Below are 18580 nucleotides of genomic sequence, written 5' to 3' on the forward strand. Positions count from 1 at the left end.
AATTAAAGCTCCTCCTCTGCTGCATGAGCGGCGGCGCTTCCGTACCGTTCCAATTCGGACTGGTTTTTGTACAAAGCGCAATAGCGGGCGTTTAAGGCCATCAATTCGCTGTGAGTGCCTTTTTCCGTAATCCGGCCGTGCTCCATAAAGTAGATGCAGTCGGCGTCTACGCTGTTTGCCAACCGGTGCGAAATCAATAAAACCGTCTTGGTCTGTTTCAGTTCATGGATAACCTGTAATATCCGCTCTTCACTTTCGATATCGATATTGGAGGTTGCTTCGTCAAAAATATAGACGGGGCTGTCAAACAGGAGGGCGCGTGCCAATGCAAGCCGCTGCCGCTGCCCGCCGGAGAAATTCGCACCGCCTTCCTGCAGCTCTGTGTCCAACCCTTTTTGCGTTTCCAAGAAATCGGAAAGGTTTACTTTTTTCAGCGCCGCGGTCATTTCTTCTATAGAAGCGTCCGGCTTCGCAATCCGTAAGTTTGCCGCAACGGTTCCCTTAAAAAGGTACGCATTGTGTTTCACGACGGTAATATGCCGCATGATACGCCGCTCATCGATTGTTTTAAGTTCGGCCTCACCGAAGAGGATGTTTCCCGTATAATTTTTATGCTTTCCCGAAAGGAGCGCGGCGATGGTACTCTTGCCGCATCCGGATTCCCCTGCAAGGGCGATAAAGGAACCGTGAGGAATGGTAAGATTGATATCCGTAAGAATAGCGCGCTGTTCGGTATAGGAAAACGACAGGTCTTTAACGCTGATACCGGCGGCCTCGGCAATTGAACCGTCCGCATCCGCAGGTTCGGGAAGATCGAGCACGTAAAAAAGCTTATCCGAGGCGGCCATACCGTTCATCGCAATGTGGAAAAAAGAGCCGAGCAGCCTGAGCGGGATAAAAAATTCCGCAGCCAACAGGATAATGCTGAATGCCGCCGCAACTGAAATACTTCCTGCAGCAAATTGATAGGCCGCGGTGATGATGCCGGCGGCTGCTCCCCCGTAGGCAATCACATCCATCACGGTAATGGAATTGAGCTGCATACTAAGCACCTTCATCGTGATACGCCGGAAGTGCTCGGCTTCTTTGTCCATTTCTTCTGCCTTTACCTCATCCGCCTGATATATTTTCAGGGTGGTCAGTCCCTGCAGGTTTTCCAAAAAACTATCGCCGAGCCCGGCGTAAGCGCCCCAGTATTTACTAAGCAGCCGCTTAGCGACTTTTTGTACGGCTACGATGGAAAGCGGTATAAGCGGAACGCAGATGAAGAGAATGACCGCAGCCTTAAAACTGACCGGCGCCAGTACCGCAAAAAGGGTGAGCGGCGCGAGGAGGCTGTAGAAAAATTGAGGTAAGTACCTGCCGAAATAGACTTCAAGCTGTTCGATCCCGTCCGAAGCAAGCTGCACTACTTCCGAGGTAGCGATAGCATCCCGATACGAAGCGCCGAGTTTCAACAATTTTGCGTAGAGGGTATCCCGCAAGGTTGTTTTGACATCCCTGCCGGCAAGAAAGGCATAGCGGGTAGCGTACTTTGTTGCGATAGCCCGCACAGCGAGCGCCGCTATGAAAACAGCTGCGGCGGTCAGCATTCCCTTTGAAGAAACCGTGCCGTTGAGCAAAGCTTCCAAAAGCCACCCGATAAAAAACACCGTCACAATCTGCGAAACAAGGGCGATCCACTGCCACAAAACATTAAGATAGACATAGCGCTTTGAGTGCGCCAAGAGTATAATTAATCTTTTCTTTATCATAAATGAACGGGCAGCATAGTATCATGCTATGGCAAAATCGGCAAGCCGTGGGTAACAACCGCGGGCAACAAAACCGGCAAGCCGCAGATCAAACCGCAGATATCGATGAAAAGCCGCTAAAATTCTCATTTGCCAATACGAGAATCATCATATATAATCGAAGATACATCGCATTTCAAGGTAACCTGTTCTAAAACGGAAGTTTCGGAACAGGTTTAATGTTATATGCGAAAACCATTTTCTAGGAGTTCTTATGAGTACAAAAAAGAACAAGGAAGTCTCGGGCTTTCTTAAAGGCGTGGAAAGGATTGGAAACAAGCTGCCGCATCCGGCTATGCTTTTCTTTATCCTCAGTATTATTGTTGTCATCATTTCCGCTATTGTAGCGGCGCTTGGTGCACCTGTTACCTACTTTGACGCGAAGAAAGGACAGGAAGTAACAATAAAGGCTGTTTCGCTTTTGAATGCCGACGGATTTCGCTATATTTTGAACAGCGCAACGAAAAACTTTACCGGTTTTGCACCGCTCGGTACGGTATTGGTTGCAATGCTCGGTATCGGTGTCGCCGAATGGACAGGACTTATCAATACTTCATTGAAAAAGCTCCTCACTAATATTAACCCCAGATTGCTGACTGCCGTTGTCGTTTTTGCCGGTATTATGAGTAATATCGCCTCCGACGCAGGTTACGTCGTGGTTATTCCGCTTGGCGCTATCGTATTTGCGAATGCGGGACGCCATCCTCTGGCAGGTCTTGCCGCAGCCTTTGCCGGCGTTTCCGGCGGTTTCTCAGCAAACTTACTATTGGGAACCACCGATCCGCTCTTAACCGGTATCACAATCGAAGCGTTGCACAATGCCGGTATGGATATTCCGCTTGATCCGACTTGTAACTGGTATTTTATGATTGTTTCAACGTTCCTTCTGACTATTGTAGGTACTCTTGTAACCGAAAAAATCGTAGAAAAGAACTTGGGCGAATACCACGGTACCTATCAGCCGGACAATATGCCTGTTTCCCCCGAAGAAACACAGGGATTAAAGCGTGCCGGTATTTCCATTCTGATTATGGTAGTGTTGCTTGCTATCGGTATGTTCGGATTGCCCGGTCTTCCGTCTCTTGCTATTTTAAGCGAAGTGAATCCTAAAACAGGACTAAGTTCTCTCAGCAACTTTATGCACGGCGGCTTGCTTCCCGTTATCTTAATTCTTTTCTTGGTTCCAGGTTTGGTATACGGTAAAAAATTAGGAAAAATAAAGAACTCGGTAGACCTCGTAAAAGGGATGACTCACGGAATGAGTTCGATGGCAGGATATCTCGTCCTCGCATTCTTTGCCGCACAGTTTGTCAGTTATTTCGGTAAGACAAATCTCGGTACGATTATTTCCGTCAACGGTGCAAACTTTTTAAAGAGCATCGGCTTTACCGGTTTACCGTTGATTATCGCATTCGTTATTATTTCCGCCTTCTTGAACCTCTTTATCGGTTCCGCCTCTGCAAAATGGGCTATTATGGCGCCGATCTTCGTACCGATGATGGTAAACCTCGGCCTCTCACCGGCTTTAACGCAGGTTGCATACCGTATCGGCGATTCAAGCACCAACATCATCACCCCGTTGATGAGTTATTTTGCGATGATCGTAGTCTTCATGAAAAAGTACGACGATGATTCCGGTCTCGGCACATTGATTTCGATGATGCTTCCGTATTCAATCGCATTCTTGCTTTCATGGCTCGGCTTGATGATTGTTTGGTATGTAACCGGTTTACCGCTCGGGCCGGAAGCATTCTTAACATTATAAGAAAATAAGGGAAATATCTAAAAAAACGCCGGAATACAATGTTCCGGCGTTTAAAAAAAGTTTGTAATAGCCTATATCAGGCAGGGCAGCCCTGCCGATAAGTATTTCTATTGCTTTTGGACATCCTCGCAGATATTTTCTTCCGTTTCGTTATCGAAGTAGCGTGCTTTTTCCATAGTCGGGACAAAGTTAAGCGATTCGCCGATTCCCGCTTCGACAGTACCGAATGTTCGGGCAATAACCTGCTGGTTCTTTGAAGCCAGATAAAGATGCGTCTCCGCTCCGAGCGGCTCCTTAACGGTAATCTTAAGCCGCATACTGTTTTGCGCATCATCGCTTTCGGTAACAAGCTGAAGGTCTTCCGGGCGGATACCGAAGAATACATTTTTACCGACATACTTCTTTAAGCGTTTTTGCTGATCTTCGGTAGGATGCAATACGAAGGTACCTTCGTCGATAGCAATGCCGCCGTCTTTTTCTATTACCTTGACGTTTAAGAAGTTCATAGGCGGCGAACCGATAAAGCCCGCTACGAATTTATTTACCGGATGGTTGTAGAGATAAAGCGGCGAACCGATTTGCTGTACCTTTCCGTCCTTCATAACAACGATTTTGTCGCCCATCGTCATTGCTTCAACCTGATCGTGGGTAACATAAATCATGGTAGCTTTTAAGCGGTTGTGCAGGTCGGAAATTTCGGCACGCATCTGAACGCGGAGCTTCGCATCGAGGTTGGAAAGAGGTTCGTCAAATAAGAATACTTTGGGGTTACGGACAATAGCGCGCCCTACTGCGACACGCTGGCGCTGGCCGCCCGAAAGAGCCTTAGGTTTACGGTCAAGCAGCTTTTCAATGTCGAGGATGCGGGCAGCTTCATGTACCCGGCGTTCTATTTCCTGTTTATCGACTTTGCGTATCTTTAATCCGAATGCCATGTTGTCATAGACGGTCATGTGCGGATAAAGCGCATAATTCTGGAAAACCATTGCGATGTTACGGTCTTTCGGGGGAACATCATTCATGCGTTCGCCGTCTATGTAGAGATCGCCTTCGCTGATTTCTTCAAGTCCGGCTATCATACGGAGTGTCGTCGATTTACCACAGCCGGACGGTCCGACAAATACCACAAACTCTTGGTCGTCAATAACAATATTGGCATTTTCTACCGCACGGACATTTCCGTCGTAAATTTTGCCGATATTTTTTAACTCAACTTTTGCCATTACGGCCTCCTAAAAATTATCCTATAAAAAAAGTATACCCTCAAATTCCCTGTCTGTCAAACAACAACAGAAACAATACCTATTTTATTCTGCCGGTGTTTAAAAACAACCTGATGCAACTTGCCCCGGCGGAGCTTGCTAGCCAATTTAGGCGGAATATGCTATAGTAACGCCGGAGTATGCTTGAATTAAAACCGATTATTATAAAAGAAGAAGACGACAAAAACGATGTCTATTATACTCTGACATGGACGGCCTTAACCCGCGCGGACAAATATAAGATAACAACTTCCGTTCCCGCAATAGCCGGTATGTATGAGCTGTATTATATGGATTCTCATAAACGGCTCAATTTACTGGCTATTACGCATGCGTGGTATGGGGGCTTACGGAGTAATTTGCGGCAAGCGGTCGACCCGTTCCATACCCATGACCTTGAAATGCGTGCGCTGCTTGAAGAATCTCCGTTGTACTACCGGTATTCCTGCTCCGATTCCTTCGGGGATCTTTTGGATACCGTGTGGTTCTTACATACTGTTTATTTTCCCGACGATGTGCGGGTGCAGCATTCGCAGCGGTACCGCAAAATTTTTTTACGAGAACAAGCTCCCGATAAAATATATTGGCTGGATTAACCTATGAGTAAACTTACAAAAAAAGAAATCGGTGCGCATATCGCGCTTTTAGTTGCGGCAATGTTCTGGGGAACAACCTTTGTCGCCATCAGCAGTACGAGCGATTATTTTCCTCCTGCTTTTTTAGTCTTTACGCGCTGCGCTATCGGGGTTACCGTGCTGATGCTGGTGTTTATCAAACGGCTAAAAAACTTGTCCCGCTCGTATTTTACCGTTTGCGCCTTTCTCGGCTTCCTTATGACAATCGGATATCTGATGCAAAATCTTTCGATTGCCGCAGGGTGCCCGCCGGGGCGCTGCGGATTCTTGGTTGCGACGTATTGCGTTATCACCCCGTTTATTGCATGGTTCGTTTGGAAAAGAAAACCGAATATCTATCACGTTGTTGCGGCCGTTCTTTGTCTGGTCGGAATCGGCTTTATTTCGATGCCCGATCTTTTAAAGGATTCAATTGTCGGCTTAAACCTCGGTGATTTTCTTGCACTGATAGGAAGCGTGGTTTTTGCGGCCTACCTCGTGTATCTGGGACGGTATGTCGACACCATGGATCCTATTTTGCTGACCATCGGAAATCTTTTCTTCGGCGCCGTGTATGCAGGCCTTTATACTTATTTTTTTGAAGACAACGCTAAAATCGTATGGAACGGGCATTCCGTCTTTGCCGCCCTTTATTTAGGCGTTGTCTGTATGTCGCTAACCAATATACTGCAGGCAATCGGTCAACGGGAGGTTGTTGCATCGACGGCTGCGCTGATCTTTTCCCTCGAATCGGTATTCGGTATTATTCTTGCCGTTTTGTTCTGGCATGAGAAGGTAACGGTTTCGCTTTTCATCGGTTGTGTTCTCATTTTTATCGCCATTGTAATATCCGAAACAAAACTCGGATTCCTCAAGAAAAAACTGAGTAGTAACGTATTTAGAAAAATTTTCTCTCAGATAAAGGAATAACACCCCGATGACCGATAGCGAATGGAAGGCGTTTTCGGCATTTAGAACCGATTTTAAAGCGGTATGCCGAGAGTGGCTTAAGCGCTGCGGCTATGAATATGCAGCACCTGATGAATCGTTGTCCGCCGTGCAAAAATCAACTGCGCAGGGAACGCTGCATCTATTACAGCAGGCTGCGGCGGCGGAAAATGGAACTCCGGCTTACCCGAACGAAACCCCTATTGTATATAACCATAGTTTGGATGCAGTGCAAGCCTCCGATGAAATAAAACTGATCATCATCAGCGATAATCCGGGGAAAAATGAGCAGCTGCATAAAAATCAGCGCTACCTAGTGGGACAGGCTGGAAAGGTTGCGGAAAGCTTTTTCCGCCGCCATCCCGAACTCAACATCGATTTCCGGCGAGATGTTATCATCCTTAATAAAACGCCTGTCCATACCGCAAAGACAAAAGAACTTACCTATTTACTCAAGCACGGCGGTAGGCAATTCCGCAACCTGTTCGAAGAAACTCAAAACCGGCTGGCCGCCCATACCGCTGCCCTGCAGCGAGCGCTGAAGTGTCCGCTGTGGCTGGTAGGATACGGTGAATTAAGAAAAAAATCCCTTTTTACCGCTTATGCGGATGAGCTTCGGCGGCAGTACGGCGGACAGAACGATGCACCGGTCTATGTGTTTCAGCATTTTTCTATGAACTGCTTTGCGATCGATTTTAAAAAATTGAGCGGAGAGCATAAATCTACGGAAGAAAACCTCCGGGCAATAGGCTTGCTGCACCGTAAAGAGATACTAGGTTGGTAATGATTCGGAAGATGTATAGTGTAAGAAAGGCGGAGCCGGGGGATTTAGCGGCGGTGATGCAGGTCGAACGGCAGAGTTTTGAAGAAAACATCGTTGAGGAGGAAAATGTTTTTGCCGAGCGCATTGCGTACGCTTCCGATTGCAATTATGTCCTCATCAAAGCCGATACGCAATCCGTGTGCGGGTATTTTACGGCCGAATTATGGGATTCCGCAAAGATTGAAGCCGATGCATTTGCGCTCGGACATTCGGTACGGGAGCGCTATCAGCCGGCAGGGACGGCGTTATATATCTCTTCGTTTGCGCTGCTGCCCGAAGTACGCGGCCAAAGAATTGCCGAAGCATTTTTTGCCTCCGCTATAGAACACATCTCCGCCGTTTTCCCGCAGTTGGAACGGATTATCCTGCTTGTACATGAAGACTGGCGTAATGCAATCCGTATTTATGAAAAACAAGGCTTTATCCGCATGCAGGTTTTAGACCGATTTGCATGGTTCGGAAATAAGCGGGCTTTTATCTACGAAAAATCAATATAGGCGCCGACGGTGAAATTCTTAATTCATAGTTATGAATTGATAATGCAAAATCCTATAATCTATGCTATAATGCAGTCAGTGAGAGGGAATCGCTATGTCTACTGCGAACAGAAAATATAAAGACTCGGTATTTGTTGACCTATTCAGTGAAGATGAGAAGGCAAAAGAAAACTTCTTATCGCTGTATAATGCTTTACACGGAACAAACCTTCAGCTTTCCTGTCCTGTAGAAAACATAAAGCTTGATAATGTCATGTACATGAATATTGTCAACGATGTTTCCTGCCTTGTAGACAATAAGATTATCGTTCTTGCTGAACACCCTCGCTCAAGAATGTACATCCATGTACATTCTTGAGCTGCAAGTTTGCAGAGCAAACTTGTTCCTGCGTGGAACCAGCGGCATCCATGCCGCTTCTGATACGGAAAAAACTCTACCAATAAAGGGCAAAAACTGATAACCAGACGACAATTTATACGCGCCAGCACTTTTGAAAATAGATGATGCAGATACATCGTCAACAAATGTACATCCGTGTACATTTGTTGACGGCGAGTTTTTGTTGTGCAAAAACATCGCTGTTGTGTGGAACCACTGACATCCTGTCAGTAGACGCAGTAGATGCGCCATATATTTTCAAAAGAGAGGAGGTGATCAATATGTTAATCGCCGAATATGATTATGACACAGATATTGCAGTACAGAGAGAAGAAGCAGGAAAAATAGCCTTTGCCAAAGGAATATCTCAAGGAATATCTCAAGGGATATCTCAAGGGTCCCATCAAAAAGCACTTGAAACGGCACGATTGATGAAACAAGCAAATTGTGAAATTCCATTTATAGCAAAGATGACCGGCCTAACCCAAGCAGAGGTCGAATCAATTGGTAATTTATAATGTGTAATGTGTAATCAATTTGTAATTGGTAATTTGTAATTACCAATTATCCATTACCCATTGAATTACCAATTACCTCCTCTTAGCTTTGCTCCTGACGCGGATTGGTATTGTTGTTGAAAGCAGAGGCTGGTTCCACTGCAACTGCATCATCGGAGTCCGTATTTCCATTTAGTAATTTTTAATTAAAAATGATGAATTATCCTCATTTTTCAAGCCAAAAACATCTAAAAGTCATATAAGGATTGTAGGAGGAGTGAATGACACAAAAACCTTTTGAAGACCTCACCATTGCAGATGATTTCATGTTCTGTAAGGTTATGGAGTATGAACCTATCTGTAAAGAATTTCTTGAGATGCTTTTTAATGCTAAAATCGAGAAAATCACGTATCTATCGTCCCAAAATACCGTTACCGCTAATTCCGGAGCCAAAACCGTCCGACTGGATGTATTAGTAAAAGACAAAGCCGGCACATCCTACGATATTGAAATGCAAGTTGGAAATGAGTATAACATACCGAAACGGATGCGGTATTATCAGGCTGTGCTGGATGTCGCCTTTTTAGATAAAGGCTATTCCTATAAAGCGCTCAACGAAAGTTATATCATCTTTATTTGTCTATTTGACCCTATCGGCAGTAACAGAGCAGTCTACACGTTTGAAAATATCTGTATTGAGGATAAAAGGCTCCCCTTACAAGATGGAACCAAAAAGATTATACTAAATGCGAACTCGTTTAGAACCGCAGATAATAAGGAATTACAAGGCTTTTTACAGTATGTAAAAACCGGCAAAGTAACGACAGCATATACAGGGAGGATAGAGCAAATGATACAAACAGTAAAACGCAACGAACAGCTGCGGAAAGAATACCACATATTACCGGCAGTATTGATGGATGCCTTTGATGAAGGCGAAGCCCGCGGCAAATCACTCGGCCTTGCAGAAGGTGAAGCGAGAGGTCGCTCAGAGGGTTCCCGCCAAGCAAAGCTCGAAACGGCAAAAAATCTTCTACAATTCGGCCTTTCGCAGGAAAAAATAGCGCAAGCGACTGGCCTTACCCAAGCAGAGGTAGAAGCAATTTGTAATGTGTAATCAATTTGTAATTGGTAATGTGTAATTTGTAATTCATAATTACCAATTATCCATTATCCATTACCCATTTCTCCTGTGTTTTGTTATAGCGACGAGGATTTTGATGATTTCTTGGCAGTCTTGGTAGATTGCAGAAAACCCTTCTTCACCGATATATCCGCTTTCGTGTAAAAGCTCCAGCCAATATTCTGTTTCGCTTGCCTCTTTGAGCGAGATATAGAGCTTTGCATAAAAGTCTGCCTTGCTTTGTCCCTGCTGGGCTTCTTTAATGTTTGCTCCGATGCTCGTTCCGCTTTTTAAAAGCTGTTTTGACATAACAAACTCACGGTTCGTATCACAGAGCTTATTCTTAATTTGTAATGGATACTGTGTGATTCATAATTCATAATTCTGAATTGTTTTTCCCTCAGCTTCAGTTTTTATCAAAAAACGATGAATTATCCCCATTTTGTTAGCCATTTCTTCATCCGTGCTTTATATAAAGGGTATGGAGGCAAAAATGGAAGACACCTATAGATTAACACTTAAAAACGATTATTTATTCAAGCTCTTGCTCGGTTCGGAAGAAAATAAAGCCTGCTTGCAGGACTTTCCTGAATGCGTACTGGATATGCCCAGTGGTATGATTGCAGACCTTGAACTGCTGGACAAGGAACTTACCAAAGATGAGATAACCGATAAGACCGGTATTCTTGATGTCAAGCTTCGATTAAAAGACAGCACGACCATAGACATTGAAATACAAAACTCTTGGTCTGCCGAATTTATTCCTCGAACACTGTTCTATTGGTCTAAAATGTACATTGAAGGCTTTAAAGAAGGAGAACCGTATACCAGTCTTACAAGATGCCATCATCACATTCTCAAGCGCCGTAAGGTAGTTGACAAGGTGGAATTGCTGAAAGACCAAGCCGATGGTGTCCCGCCGGACAATCGTCAATTCCTTGGAAGACAATTTTGAAATATCCTGCCCCGCCAGCTCAATCTTGCCGAGCGACGGCTTATCCATACAGCCGATGATGTTCATCAGTGTTGTCTTTCCCGAACCGGACGGCCCCATAATCGACAGCCACTCGCCTTCTTCAACCGTTAAATTTATATTATCCAAGGCTTTAAGATCGCCGTAAATCTTTGAAATTCCGCTCAATGTTAAAATATCCATATAATTCTCCTTTTCTACTCCCCGCGTAAAACCAAGGCGGGGTCGATATCTACCGTGGCGCGCACCGGGAACAAACAGGAAACAATCGTAATGACAATCGATGCGATGACCGTAAACGGCGCGAGCTGCACCGGGAACGACACTTCGCGGGCAAATACGCTGATGCTCACGTTATCGGCAAACACATAGCCTAATACCACGCCGAAGATACCGCCGATTAAGCCGAGCATCACCGCTTCGCCCATAAAGTCTTTAACGACGCTGCTGTTCGAAGCGCCGAGCGCTTTTTTAAGGCCGATTTCTTTTCTGCGCTCCGCAACAACCGCCATCATCGTTGTCGTTACGCAAATCATCGTTAAGAACAACACGATGATGGTAACAATCCACACGAGCGCCTGCAGCTTGCTTAAAACCACATCCTGAGATTCCGTTACGCGCTTTACAAGCCGCGGCGTAATACCGCTCACTTGCTTCGATACGGTGTCGGCTATCGATTTCAGGTATTCCTGATTGCCATCGATGCTGCATTCAATAACATCGAACCGATCGTCATACCCGATAATCCCCTTGATGTCCTCAAGGCTCATAAAGATGAATTCTTCTTCCACGCCGCCGGTGGTAACAATGCCCGACACGGTGCATTCGGTGACGGTTACATCGCCGTTCGGTTTCGGCGTATTGACGATAAAAGTATCGCCGACCGACAATTCAATGTTGCGGCTTATTTCATGTCCGATCAGCACTTCTTTTTTATTGTGCGGCCAGTCCCCGCGGACAAGCCAATACGGACTATTACTTTTTGCACTTTCCAGATCGGTCGCGGCGATCATATACGGCTGCTCGTTCACCTTTGCAGACTGATAGATGTACGGCGCAAAACCGACCAGCTTATCGGGATCGATTGCCTGTTTAATAGCACCGATTTGCTCCTCCATAATCTTGGCTTCGCTTCCCGCCGGAAGGAATATCAAATTTGCGCCGTATGAGCGGAACACCGTCCCCATCTGGCGCGGAATATCATAGTAAATAGTCAGCAAGCCCGACAGCACCGTAGAACCGATTGCGATTGCCAGCAACGCGACAAGCATCCGCGACCGGCGGCGTACCAGCGAACTGGTAATCATCTTTAAATACATTCTGTTTCTTGTCATAGCGCTTCACTCCCGTATCCGCTTTCCGCTTGAATCTTATTTTCCATGCAGCACCTCCGTAGGATTCAGCTTGAGTAAATACCGTACCGAAGGCAGACTGCCCAACAGGGTAATAAGGAAGATGATAAGCACGACAATCGGAATAACCATCGGCGCGGGAGGAATAGCCGAACCGAATACGCTTCTCCCGATAATCTGCGTAAGTCCCAATCCTGCAAAGTAACCGATCGTTCCGCCGATTAAACCGATAATCATAATCTCCGTCAGCACCGAAACCGTAACCGCCGCGTTGCTTGCACCGATAGCTTTCTTTAAGCCTATTTCCGCGCGTCTATCCATTACGCTTGCCGTTACGAGGTTTGAGATTCCCAGTGCAGAAGCGAGCAAACTTAACACCGTTATTAAAAGCATTAGCAGCGTGGTCTTATTCAAAATCGCACCTTCGGATTCGGCGACCTGCCGTACCGGTTTTGCAACGGCATCGGTAATCACCTCCTGAATCTGATAGCAGATACTGCTGACATACGCGGTGCAGTACCATACCTCCATCTCTTTGATGGTTAAGCTTAAAGGGTTCCGCGCAGCCTTTCGTGCAAGGTCGTTATCGGGTGTTGTAAGGGCGCTTACTTCGATACTTTCGCATACGCCGGTCTTGCCCAATAACCGCTGCGCCGTATGAAGGGGTGTAAAGATGTATTCATCTTCGTTACTGCCCGAATTGAATATACCGGAGACTTTCAGCGCTTCGGTTCCGGCAGGTCCTGTTACTTCGATAACATCGCCGACATGGATGGCGTTTCTTCCTGCAAAGAGGCTGCCGATCATGCAGCTTGAATCATCGTCATCGGAAGCCCATGCGCCGGTTACTTCCCACCACGTCCGCATACGCCTGATACCGGTGATAACTTCCTGTCCGGTGTGCAAATCTATTTTATAATCGAACCACGTACCGGTCAGGCGGACGGGTTTATTTTGTCCCTTATATTCGACGGACACGTTTAAAAACGGAGCATAGTCAACAATGTTGTATGCCCAAAATATAGTCTTAATTTTATACAGCTCGTCTTCACGCAAATACTTTTTGGTGCTCCCCGACTCTACTCCGTAAATATCATCCAAAAGCGAGGCTTCTTTATGCACGACATTGATATTCGCCCCGTAGGTTTTAAGCTCTTGGTTTACCTTATCCCCTACTCCGAGCATCGTATTGAGCATTGCGCTTGAAAGGCTTGCCCCCAGCGCAATGGTAAATGCAATCATCGCCATCTTCCCTTTTTGACGGAAGAGGGAACCGGCTATCATTCTCCAAAACATTGCTATCGAACCTCCATCATTTAAAGCGGTGCGCTTCCGCTTCGAGATCGGCTATCTTTATTTTGATCTTTTCGTCATGGATGATGTATGCAATCGGCACGGGGTTGCATCCGCCGGGGAATCCGATGGTTCCCTTATTCATAACGACATCGCAGAGTTTACAGATAACCTCTCCGTTCCGTTCAAAATATCCGGTAGGACCGCAGATATCGCACGCATCAAGCCCTACGCCATAAGAGCCTTCGCTCTTTTTAATGGCAATAAACCGGACTTCAATTCCCTGCTCCGAAGTATACGCATACCGATGCAGCTTATCATCTTCCAATTCCGAAATAGGAATCATCGCCATACCGTCGGCAATCGTATAATTTTCCGGAGGCGAAAGCGGAACTTCCCGGTCGACATAGTGCCGCAAAACGGACAGAGATAAAACCGAACCGATCAGCAAGACCAGCGAAAATTTCGCCCACCGGCGTGCGTTGCGCTTTTGCGCTTTCAGTTTTCGCAGCTCGGCATTGTTGTGATACACCTCCGTAATTGTCCGGTTCTTCTGCCAGAGGATTATCGGCGGAATCATAATGAATAGGATAATAGCGAAGGTAAAGAAATTGGCATGGTTTACTACCGTTGCAATGAATGCAAAGATAAAGTCATTGCGGGGGATAATACCTAAAGAATAGAGGCGCTGTAAAATAACGACAACCTGCGTAACACCGAAAATACAAAGCGCACCGGCAACTGACAGTTTAAGCTCTATATCGGATAACTTAACCAGCGTTTTATAGATAGCCAAGCCGGCGCACAGCATACTCACAAGGCCGAGCACATAACCTATCAGTCTAAACAAGACAATCGTGCTTACCGCGCTTTCGCCGTAATTGACCAATGTGGTTGCCAGCATGATGATAACGGGAAGATAGTAAAATATCATCGAAGCCGCATATAAAAAGACCGCCGCACTAAAAAGATTTTCATAGAGGCGCGCCCGTTTCCCTTTATGATTGGTAGAAGTAAAAAGCAGGATAAGTAAAAATACAAGCGAGATGGTAACAGGAACCATGCACCAAAAGGCAAAACGCGTCCTGTTGATATAATTGGGAATTGATCTAAGAATTGCTGAAACAATACTGCCGGCAATACCCAGCAGAATACTTACTAAAACGACAAACCGTTTTTTTTTTCGGATTCTTCCGTTCTCTCGGACTCTTGAGTTTTAAATGAAGCAAATACAACGGCTAACACCAATGCAAAGGCGATACCTGCTTCAAAAACTCTTATATAAAATTTTAAGATGATACACCTCCAAGAAAAAACCGGCGGTAACCGCCACTCTTTCCCAAAACATACCTTTCAATAGGAGTATCTTGCAAAGAAAGAATAACGATTACCGCTTAGTGTGGCAAAGCAGTTTCCAAGACAACCTATCCCGAAACGGAAGTTTCCAAACAGGTTGATTGTAAGACATACCGATTAACTATTTAAATGAACCGGCACCGCCTTAAAACTGCATACTGTTTACCACTGAGGTCCTTTCCATTCAAAATCTTTCCATTCGACAACGAGCGGTTCCGTCCAGAAACGGCCGGTAACACCGGTTTCTTTGTCAACGTGCAACAGGTAATCGTTACCCGGAGCTTTGATTTCGAATTTGACATTGTATTTGCCGAGACCTTCTTCGAACTTCATGTTTGCACCATAGTGGGGGCCGTCATCGGCATTCATCGGCATAAATGCAACTTCCTGCACTTTGCTCGAGCCTTGCTTTTGAACATAAGCCTTAACATGAAGATACGGAACAAAGTCGCCTACGCCGTAACCGAGCGCTTTACCCTCATCATTTGCGTGGATATCCGCTTCGATGTGGCAGTCAGCTTCGTTCTTGGAAAGGCTGTTTCCGGCAGGTTCCATGTCAACCGGCTGGAAGTAAACGCCACCGATGTGGAGCGGGCCTACATCCTGTTCGTCTCCGATTGGGAACTCATCAAAACCTGCAGCTTCTTCTTCAGTCGGTGCAGGAGCCGCAGCTTTTTGTTCTGCAGCGGGTTTTGCCATTTCCTGCTTTTGCGCAGGTTTTTCACATGATGCAAGCACAAAAGCGATTGCAATCAGTGCAAAAAGAAAAGATACGGTTTTCTTCATTTTGAAACTATCCTCCTATAAATATCTTTATTTTCTTTTTGTTTCACATTCATTACAGCCTTGCAGGACACCGGTTATTTTCCGCAATCCGGCAGCCCAAAAGCAGTTGTCATCGGCGATCTCAAAAACTTTGCTTTTGAGATCGCCCTATATTTTTTTTACTTTTGCCCAATCTTCGCCTTTTCAGCTTCAATTTGAGCACGCTGTTGTTTATTCTTTTTTGCATATACAACAGACATTATGATAATCACCGCAAGTACGATAATCTGCGGAATGAGACTTTCATACGTTGCATAAATACCGAGGAAGTCCATTTCAAAGCCCATCCACGGAATAACGGTCTTATTGACAACACCGGCAGCTTGCAGTTCCGACACACCTTTTCCGGTAAACGAAAAGCACATCGCATACATCAATACGCTGGTAACCAAGAAGAAAGGTTTAAGCGGAAGACGCACGGTTAAGAACCTAAATACTAGGAACACCGCAATCAAAACAACCGCTGATAGCACAATCGCCAAGATCATTGCATTCCGGCCGCTCGTTCCATGAATGGGAACACCCTGGAAAAAGAGAATAAGCTCGGCGCCTTCACGCGCAACTGCAATAAAGGCCGCGAAAATTAAGACCCATTTATTTCCGGTAGAAACCGATGCTTCAACCTTCTTATGAATGTACCGTTCCCATGCTTCGGTTTCGGACTTTGAAAGCATCCAGTTACTGACATAGAACAACACGATAACTGCGACAAACATACCGATGCCTTCAAAAACTTCCTGAGCGATGCCGCTCTGAGCACCGGCAACAGCGCCGAACAAAAAGGCCAGCAGAATACTAACCAAGATACCGCCCAACGCACCGACATATACCGACATGATATATTTCTTTTTTCCCGTTTTTACAAGATAGGCGATAATAGCGGCGATAACAAGGATTGCTTCCAAGCCTTCGCGGAGTACCAATACAAAACAGGAAATAAACGTTGCAACAACTGCCGATTGAGCGGTATTTGCAGTCTCGCTGCCGCTTTCGTCCAACGTGCCGTCAAGCTCGGCTGCATCATGGTAAAGCATTGCAATAAGCTTATCTTTATGCGCTTTTACCATCTCGCTGTCTTTATCGCTGTAGACATTTCGACGATATTCATAAAACGCATTTTCCACCGTTGTTTTACGGGCACCGGAAAGATACCCCATCGTTATCTTTTCCATCCCTTTAGATTCATAAAACCTAAAGTAGGCAACGTTCACTTCGTCATACGCCTCTTTGGATTTCCCTTGAGTATAAAGATCGTAGGCATTATTGAGGTGCACTTCCATCTTTTTTACAATTCCTGTCCACGAATCCAGCACCTCTTCGTCGTTTGCGGCATACAGTCCGCTAACCGGAATAAATATGAACGATAAAGCGAACAAAATTGCGGCAAAGGTATGTTTTTTATTCTGTGTAATATACATAAAGCCCTCAACTAATTAGCTAAAACTTACAAATACGCCGCTAGTATATCACTCATAAAAATAATGTCAAGGGTTAAACCGGCACTTGTCAAACCGGCCGTTCAGCTCCGATAGTAGTCGGCGGACCATGCCCGGGAAAAAGAAGGAACGAATCATCATAGACAAACAGCTTCTTTTCAAGCTGCTCGGCAAGCGTTTTGGCTGCAAAACTGTGCAGCGTAGTACCGGGGACTCCTGCGGAAAGACTGTCGCCGGTAAAAATGCAATTATCTATTTTAAATAAATAAGAATCAGGCGAATGACCGGGCACCGACAAGCATTCAACGGAAAACCCTGCAATTGAAAGCGTGCAATCCCCCCGCAGCATTTTCCCATGTTTACCGACAAGCGCTTGATCGGCTGCATAGATGCGCGGGTTATAAATTTTTAGCAGCGTCGGAAGCCCGTACCCGTAATGACGGATATGATTATGCGTAATGCATACACCGGTAAGCGTATACCCGTTTTTTTCGATATGCGCGATTACCTCACCGGTTATCTTTCCCGGATCGATAATCAATGCCTCTTTGCTCACCTCGTTTCCGACAAGATAGCTGTTTACGGTGCCTTGCGATGAATAGTGGGGATATATCTTCATCGTACAAATTCCTCAGTATCAAAATGAGCGACGCGCGTATTGGAAGATTTAAACGATACGTCATTATATATGTTTTTTAAAAAAGACACTTTTTTGATATTGCAGTTTTCAAACGGCGTATTATGTAACGAGCACCGGATAAAACGGGAAGCGTATAAATCCGAATCCTTAAAGCCGCATTTATGCGTTTTAATCCCGGTAAAATTATTGATGAGCAATTCGGCATCGGTAAAAACGGTATCGTCAAAAGAGCTTCCCGCAAAGCAGGAAAACTGAATATCGGCTTTATCGAATATGCAATGCTCAAAACGGGCAAAGTCAAAAAAAGACATCCGGATACGCGTGCCGATAAAAGAGCAGTTCGTAAAACAAGCATGAGCAAACGAGCAGCCGGTCAGCCTTTTCCCGGAAAAGTCAACACCGCTCAGAGTAAGCCCTGCAAAATTCATGCTGTTAAGATCGGAACCCGACTCCAGCGCTGCAGTCAAATCCGTGTAAGACAGTTTTTTATCCATGTTGAACATACCGGTAGGCTCCTGTTGAAATCGTGTTAGCACCTATTATACTGACTCTATCCTATTTGTCAAAGTTAGTGCCTTTTGAAATATACGGCGCATCTACTGCGTCGCCTTGCCAAAAGTGTACATCCTTGTACACTTTTGGCAGCGAGTTTCGACTTTGTCGAAACATCGCTTCTGATATAACCAGCGGCATCCATGCCGCTGCTGAAAATCCTCAACGTATCATAGATACGCCTGCGGTACTTTTTTGCCTATCTCCTATGTTTTTTGTCAAGCAGAAGAGCAAAATTTTTTAGTTTATTAACCGTATTAGGCAAAAATTTGATTTCCATGCGGGAATCACGGACATCAGCATAGAAAAATAAGAGATTTTGTGATATAATCAATCTATCTTAATTTAAAGAGAGGGTGCATTTATGTCTTATGACGCTATGGTAGAGCAAATAAAAACTGTTCCTCAAGAATGCCTCGTCGATATAGAAAATTATATACAGTTTGTTTTG

The 18580-nt window shown here is 45.3% G+C and carries 17 protein-coding genes and 3 pseudogenes; 9 read left to right on the plus strand and 11 right to left on the minus strand.

Annotated features, from left to right (window positions below):
• Positions 1 to 2: 2 nt before the first annotated feature.
• Positions 3 to 1754: an ABC transporter ATP-binding protein/permease gene (locus HMPREF1222_RS10840; protein WP_016519445.1), complete on the minus strand. Its 1752-nt coding sequence runs from the start codon at positions 1752 to 1754 to the stop codon at positions 3 to 5.
• 253 nt (positions 1755 to 2007) lie between these two features.
• On the opposite strand from HMPREF1222_RS10840, the gene HMPREF1222_RS10850 reads away from it, so the two are divergent.
• Positions 2008 to 3558: an AbgT family transporter gene (locus HMPREF1222_RS10850; RefSeq protein ID WP_016519446.1), complete on the plus strand. Its 1551-nt coding sequence runs from the start codon at positions 2008 to 2010 to the stop codon at positions 3556 to 3558.
• 107 nt (positions 3559 to 3665) lie between these two features.
• Here HMPREF1222_RS10850 and HMPREF1222_RS10855 read toward each other — a convergent pair whose 3' ends face one another.
• On the minus strand, positions 3666 to 4781 hold the full coding sequence (locus HMPREF1222_RS10855; protein ID WP_006190118.1) for an ABC transporter ATP-binding protein: 1116 nt from the start codon (positions 4779 to 4781) through the stop codon (positions 3666 to 3668).
• A gap of 179 nt (positions 4782 to 4960) precedes the next feature.
• Between HMPREF1222_RS10855 and HMPREF1222_RS10860 the strand changes: the two genes are divergently transcribed.
• The 7 genes and pseudogenes from HMPREF1222_RS10860 (at position 4961) to HMPREF1222_RS10890 (ending at position 9696) form a co-directional block, all read left to right on the plus strand.
• A complete protein-coding gene (locus HMPREF1222_RS10860; protein WP_006190117.1) occupies positions 4961 to 5416 on the plus strand; it encodes a hypothetical protein in 456 nt (151 codons plus the stop codon).
• A gap of 3 nt (positions 5417 to 5419) precedes the next feature.
• Positions 5420 to 6364, plus strand: a complete 945-nt coding sequence (locus HMPREF1222_RS10865) for a DMT family transporter (RefSeq protein ID WP_016519447.1) — start codon at positions 5420 to 5422, stop codon at positions 6362 to 6364.
• A gap of 7 nt (positions 6365 to 6371) precedes the next feature.
• The gene (locus tag HMPREF1222_RS10870) at positions 6372 to 7166 is read left to right on the plus strand and encodes a hypothetical protein (RefSeq protein WP_016519448.1); all 795 of its coding nucleotides are present in this window, start codon (positions 6372 to 6374) and stop codon (positions 7164 to 7166) included.
• 11 nt (positions 7167 to 7177) lie between these two features.
• Positions 7178 to 7702 (plus strand): GNAT family N-acetyltransferase, encoded by a 525-nt coding sequence (locus HMPREF1222_RS10875; RefSeq protein ID WP_232502161.1) that lies wholly within the window; start codon positions 7178 to 7180, stop codon positions 7700 to 7702.
• Between the two features lie 94 nt (positions 7703 to 7796).
• Positions 7797 to 8024, plus strand: a pseudogene (locus tag HMPREF1222_RS10880) (hypothetical protein); the annotation flags it as partial.
• A 338-nt stretch (positions 8025 to 8362) separates the two neighbouring features.
• Positions 8363 to 8599 (plus strand): hypothetical protein, encoded by a 237-nt coding sequence (locus HMPREF1222_RS10885; protein WP_016519449.1) that lies wholly within the window; start codon positions 8363 to 8365, stop codon positions 8597 to 8599.
• 260 nt (positions 8600 to 8859) lie between these two features.
• Positions 8860 to 9696: an Rpn family recombination-promoting nuclease/putative transposase gene (locus HMPREF1222_RS10890; protein WP_016519450.1), complete on the plus strand. Its 837-nt coding sequence runs from the start codon at positions 8860 to 8862 to the stop codon at positions 9694 to 9696.
• Positions 9697 to 9756: 60 nt separating this feature from the next.
• Here the strand turns inward: HMPREF1222_RS10890 and HMPREF1222_RS10895 are convergent, their stop codons facing one another.
• Complete coding sequence (locus HMPREF1222_RS10895; protein WP_051122540.1) at positions 9757 to 10071, minus strand: four helix bundle protein; 315 nt, start codon at positions 10069 to 10071, stop codon at positions 9757 to 9759.
• 124 nt (positions 10072 to 10195) lie between these two features.
• Here HMPREF1222_RS10895 and HMPREF1222_RS10900 point away from each other — a divergent pair.
• Positions 10196 to 10546 (plus strand): annotated as a pseudogene (locus tag HMPREF1222_RS10900) (Rpn family recombination-promoting nuclease/putative transposase); the annotation flags it as partial.
• Here the strand turns inward: HMPREF1222_RS10900 and HMPREF1222_RS12650 are convergent.
• The 8 genes and pseudogenes from HMPREF1222_RS12650 to HMPREF1222_RS10935 form a co-directional block, all read right to left on the minus strand.
• Positions 10544 to 10858, minus strand: a pseudogene (locus HMPREF1222_RS12650) (ABC transporter ATP-binding protein); the annotation flags it as partial. The pseudogenes HMPREF1222_RS10900 and HMPREF1222_RS12650 sit on opposite strands and share 3 nt — an antisense overlap.
• Positions 10859 to 10872: 14 nt before the next feature.
• Positions 10873 to 12009: an ABC transporter permease gene (locus tag HMPREF1222_RS10905; RefSeq protein WP_016519453.1), complete on the minus strand. Its 1137-nt coding sequence runs from the start codon at positions 12007 to 12009 to the stop codon at positions 10873 to 10875.
• A 36-nt stretch (positions 12010 to 12045) separates the two neighbouring features.
• Positions 12046 to 13323, minus strand: coding sequence for an ABC transporter permease (locus HMPREF1222_RS10910; protein ID WP_016519454.1), 1278 nt, complete (start codon positions 13321 to 13323; stop codon positions 12046 to 12048).
• 16 nt (positions 13324 to 13339) lie between these two features.
• Positions 13340 to 14383 carry a Fe-S-containing protein gene (locus tag HMPREF1222_RS10915; RefSeq protein ID WP_016519455.1) on the minus strand — a complete coding sequence of 348 codons (1044 nt, stop codon included), beginning with the start codon at positions 14381 to 14383 and terminating at the stop codon, positions 13340 to 13342.
• Positions 14384 to 14838: 455 nt separating this feature from the next.
• Positions 14839 to 15462, minus strand: coding sequence for an iron transporter (locus HMPREF1222_RS10920; protein WP_006190014.1), 624 nt, complete (start codon positions 15460 to 15462; stop codon positions 14839 to 14841).
• A 158-nt stretch (positions 15463 to 15620) separates the two neighbouring features.
• Complete coding sequence (locus HMPREF1222_RS10925) at positions 15621 to 16919, minus strand: FTR1 family iron permease (RefSeq protein ID WP_016519456.1); 1299 nt, start codon at positions 16917 to 16919, stop codon at positions 15621 to 15623.
• 88 nt (positions 16920 to 17007) lie between these two features.
• Entirely contained in the window at positions 17008 to 17556 is a 549-nt protein-coding gene (locus HMPREF1222_RS10930; RefSeq protein ID WP_006190016.1) for an MBL fold hydrolase, read from the minus strand.
• A complete protein-coding gene (locus HMPREF1222_RS10935; protein WP_016519457.1) occupies positions 17553 to 18080 on the minus strand; it encodes a pentapeptide repeat-containing protein in 528 nt (175 codons plus the stop codon). Before HMPREF1222_RS10935 ends, HMPREF1222_RS10930 begins: the two co-directional genes overlap by 4 nt.
• Between the last annotated feature and the right edge of the window lie 500 nt (positions 18081 to 18580).

The organism is Treponema vincentii F0403 (assembly GCF_000412995.1).
Classification (GTDB): domain Bacteria; phylum Spirochaetota; class Spirochaetia; order Treponematales; family Treponemataceae; genus Treponema; species Treponema vincentii.

Coding starts and splice junctions, on each gene's coding strand:
- HMPREF1222_RS10840 (WP_016519445.1), bottom strand. CDS start 1,754: ATGATAAAGAAAAGATTAATTATACTCTTGGCGCACTCAAAGCGCTAT.
- HMPREF1222_RS10850 (WP_016519446.1), top strand. CDS start 2,008: ATGAGTACAAAAAAGAACAAGGAAGTCTCGGGCTTTCTTAAAGGCGTG.
- HMPREF1222_RS10855 (WP_006190118.1), bottom strand. CDS start 4,781: ATGGCAAAAGTTGAGTTAAAAAATATCGGCAAAATTTACGACGGAAAT.
- HMPREF1222_RS10860 (WP_006190117.1), top strand. CDS start 4,961: ATGCTTGAATTAAAACCGATTATTATAAAAGAAGAAGACGACAAAAAC.
- HMPREF1222_RS10865 (WP_016519447.1), top strand. CDS start 5,420: ATGAGTAAACTTACAAAAAAAGAAATCGGTGCGCATATCGCGCTTTTA.
- HMPREF1222_RS10870 (WP_016519448.1), top strand. CDS start 6,372: ATGACCGATAGCGAATGGAAGGCGTTTTCGGCATTTAGAACCGATTTT.
- HMPREF1222_RS10875 (WP_232502161.1), top strand. CDS start 7,178: ATGTATAGTGTAAGAAAGGCGGAGCCGGGGGATTTAGCGGCGGTGATG.
- HMPREF1222_RS10885 (WP_016519449.1), top strand. CDS start 8,363: ATGTTAATCGCCGAATATGATTATGACACAGATATTGCAGTACAGAGA.
- HMPREF1222_RS10890 (WP_016519450.1), top strand. CDS start 8,860: ATGACACAAAAACCTTTTGAAGACCTCACCATTGCAGATGATTTCATG.
- HMPREF1222_RS10905 (WP_016519453.1), bottom strand. CDS start 12,009: ATGACAAGAAACAGAATGTATTTAAAGATGATTACCAGTTCGCTGGTA.
- HMPREF1222_RS10910 (WP_016519454.1), bottom strand. CDS start 13,323: ATGTTTTGGAGAATGATAGCCGGTTCCCTCTTCCGTCAAAAAGGGAAG.
- HMPREF1222_RS10915 (WP_016519455.1), bottom strand. CDS start 14,383: ATGGTTCCTGTTACCATCTCGCTTGTATTTTTACTTATCCTGCTTTTT.
- HMPREF1222_RS10920 (WP_006190014.1), bottom strand. CDS start 15,462: ATGAAGAAAACCGTATCTTTTCTTTTTGCACTGATTGCAATCGCTTTT.
- HMPREF1222_RS10925 (WP_016519456.1), bottom strand. CDS start 16,919: ATGTATATTACACAGAATAAAAAACATACCTTTGCCGCAATTTTGTTC.
- HMPREF1222_RS10930 (WP_006190016.1), bottom strand. CDS start 17,556: ATGAAGATATATCCCCACTATTCATCGCAAGGCACCGTAAACAGCTAT.
- HMPREF1222_RS10935 (WP_016519457.1), bottom strand. CDS start 18,080: ATGTTCAACATGGATAAAAAACTGTCTTACACGGATTTGACTGCAGCG.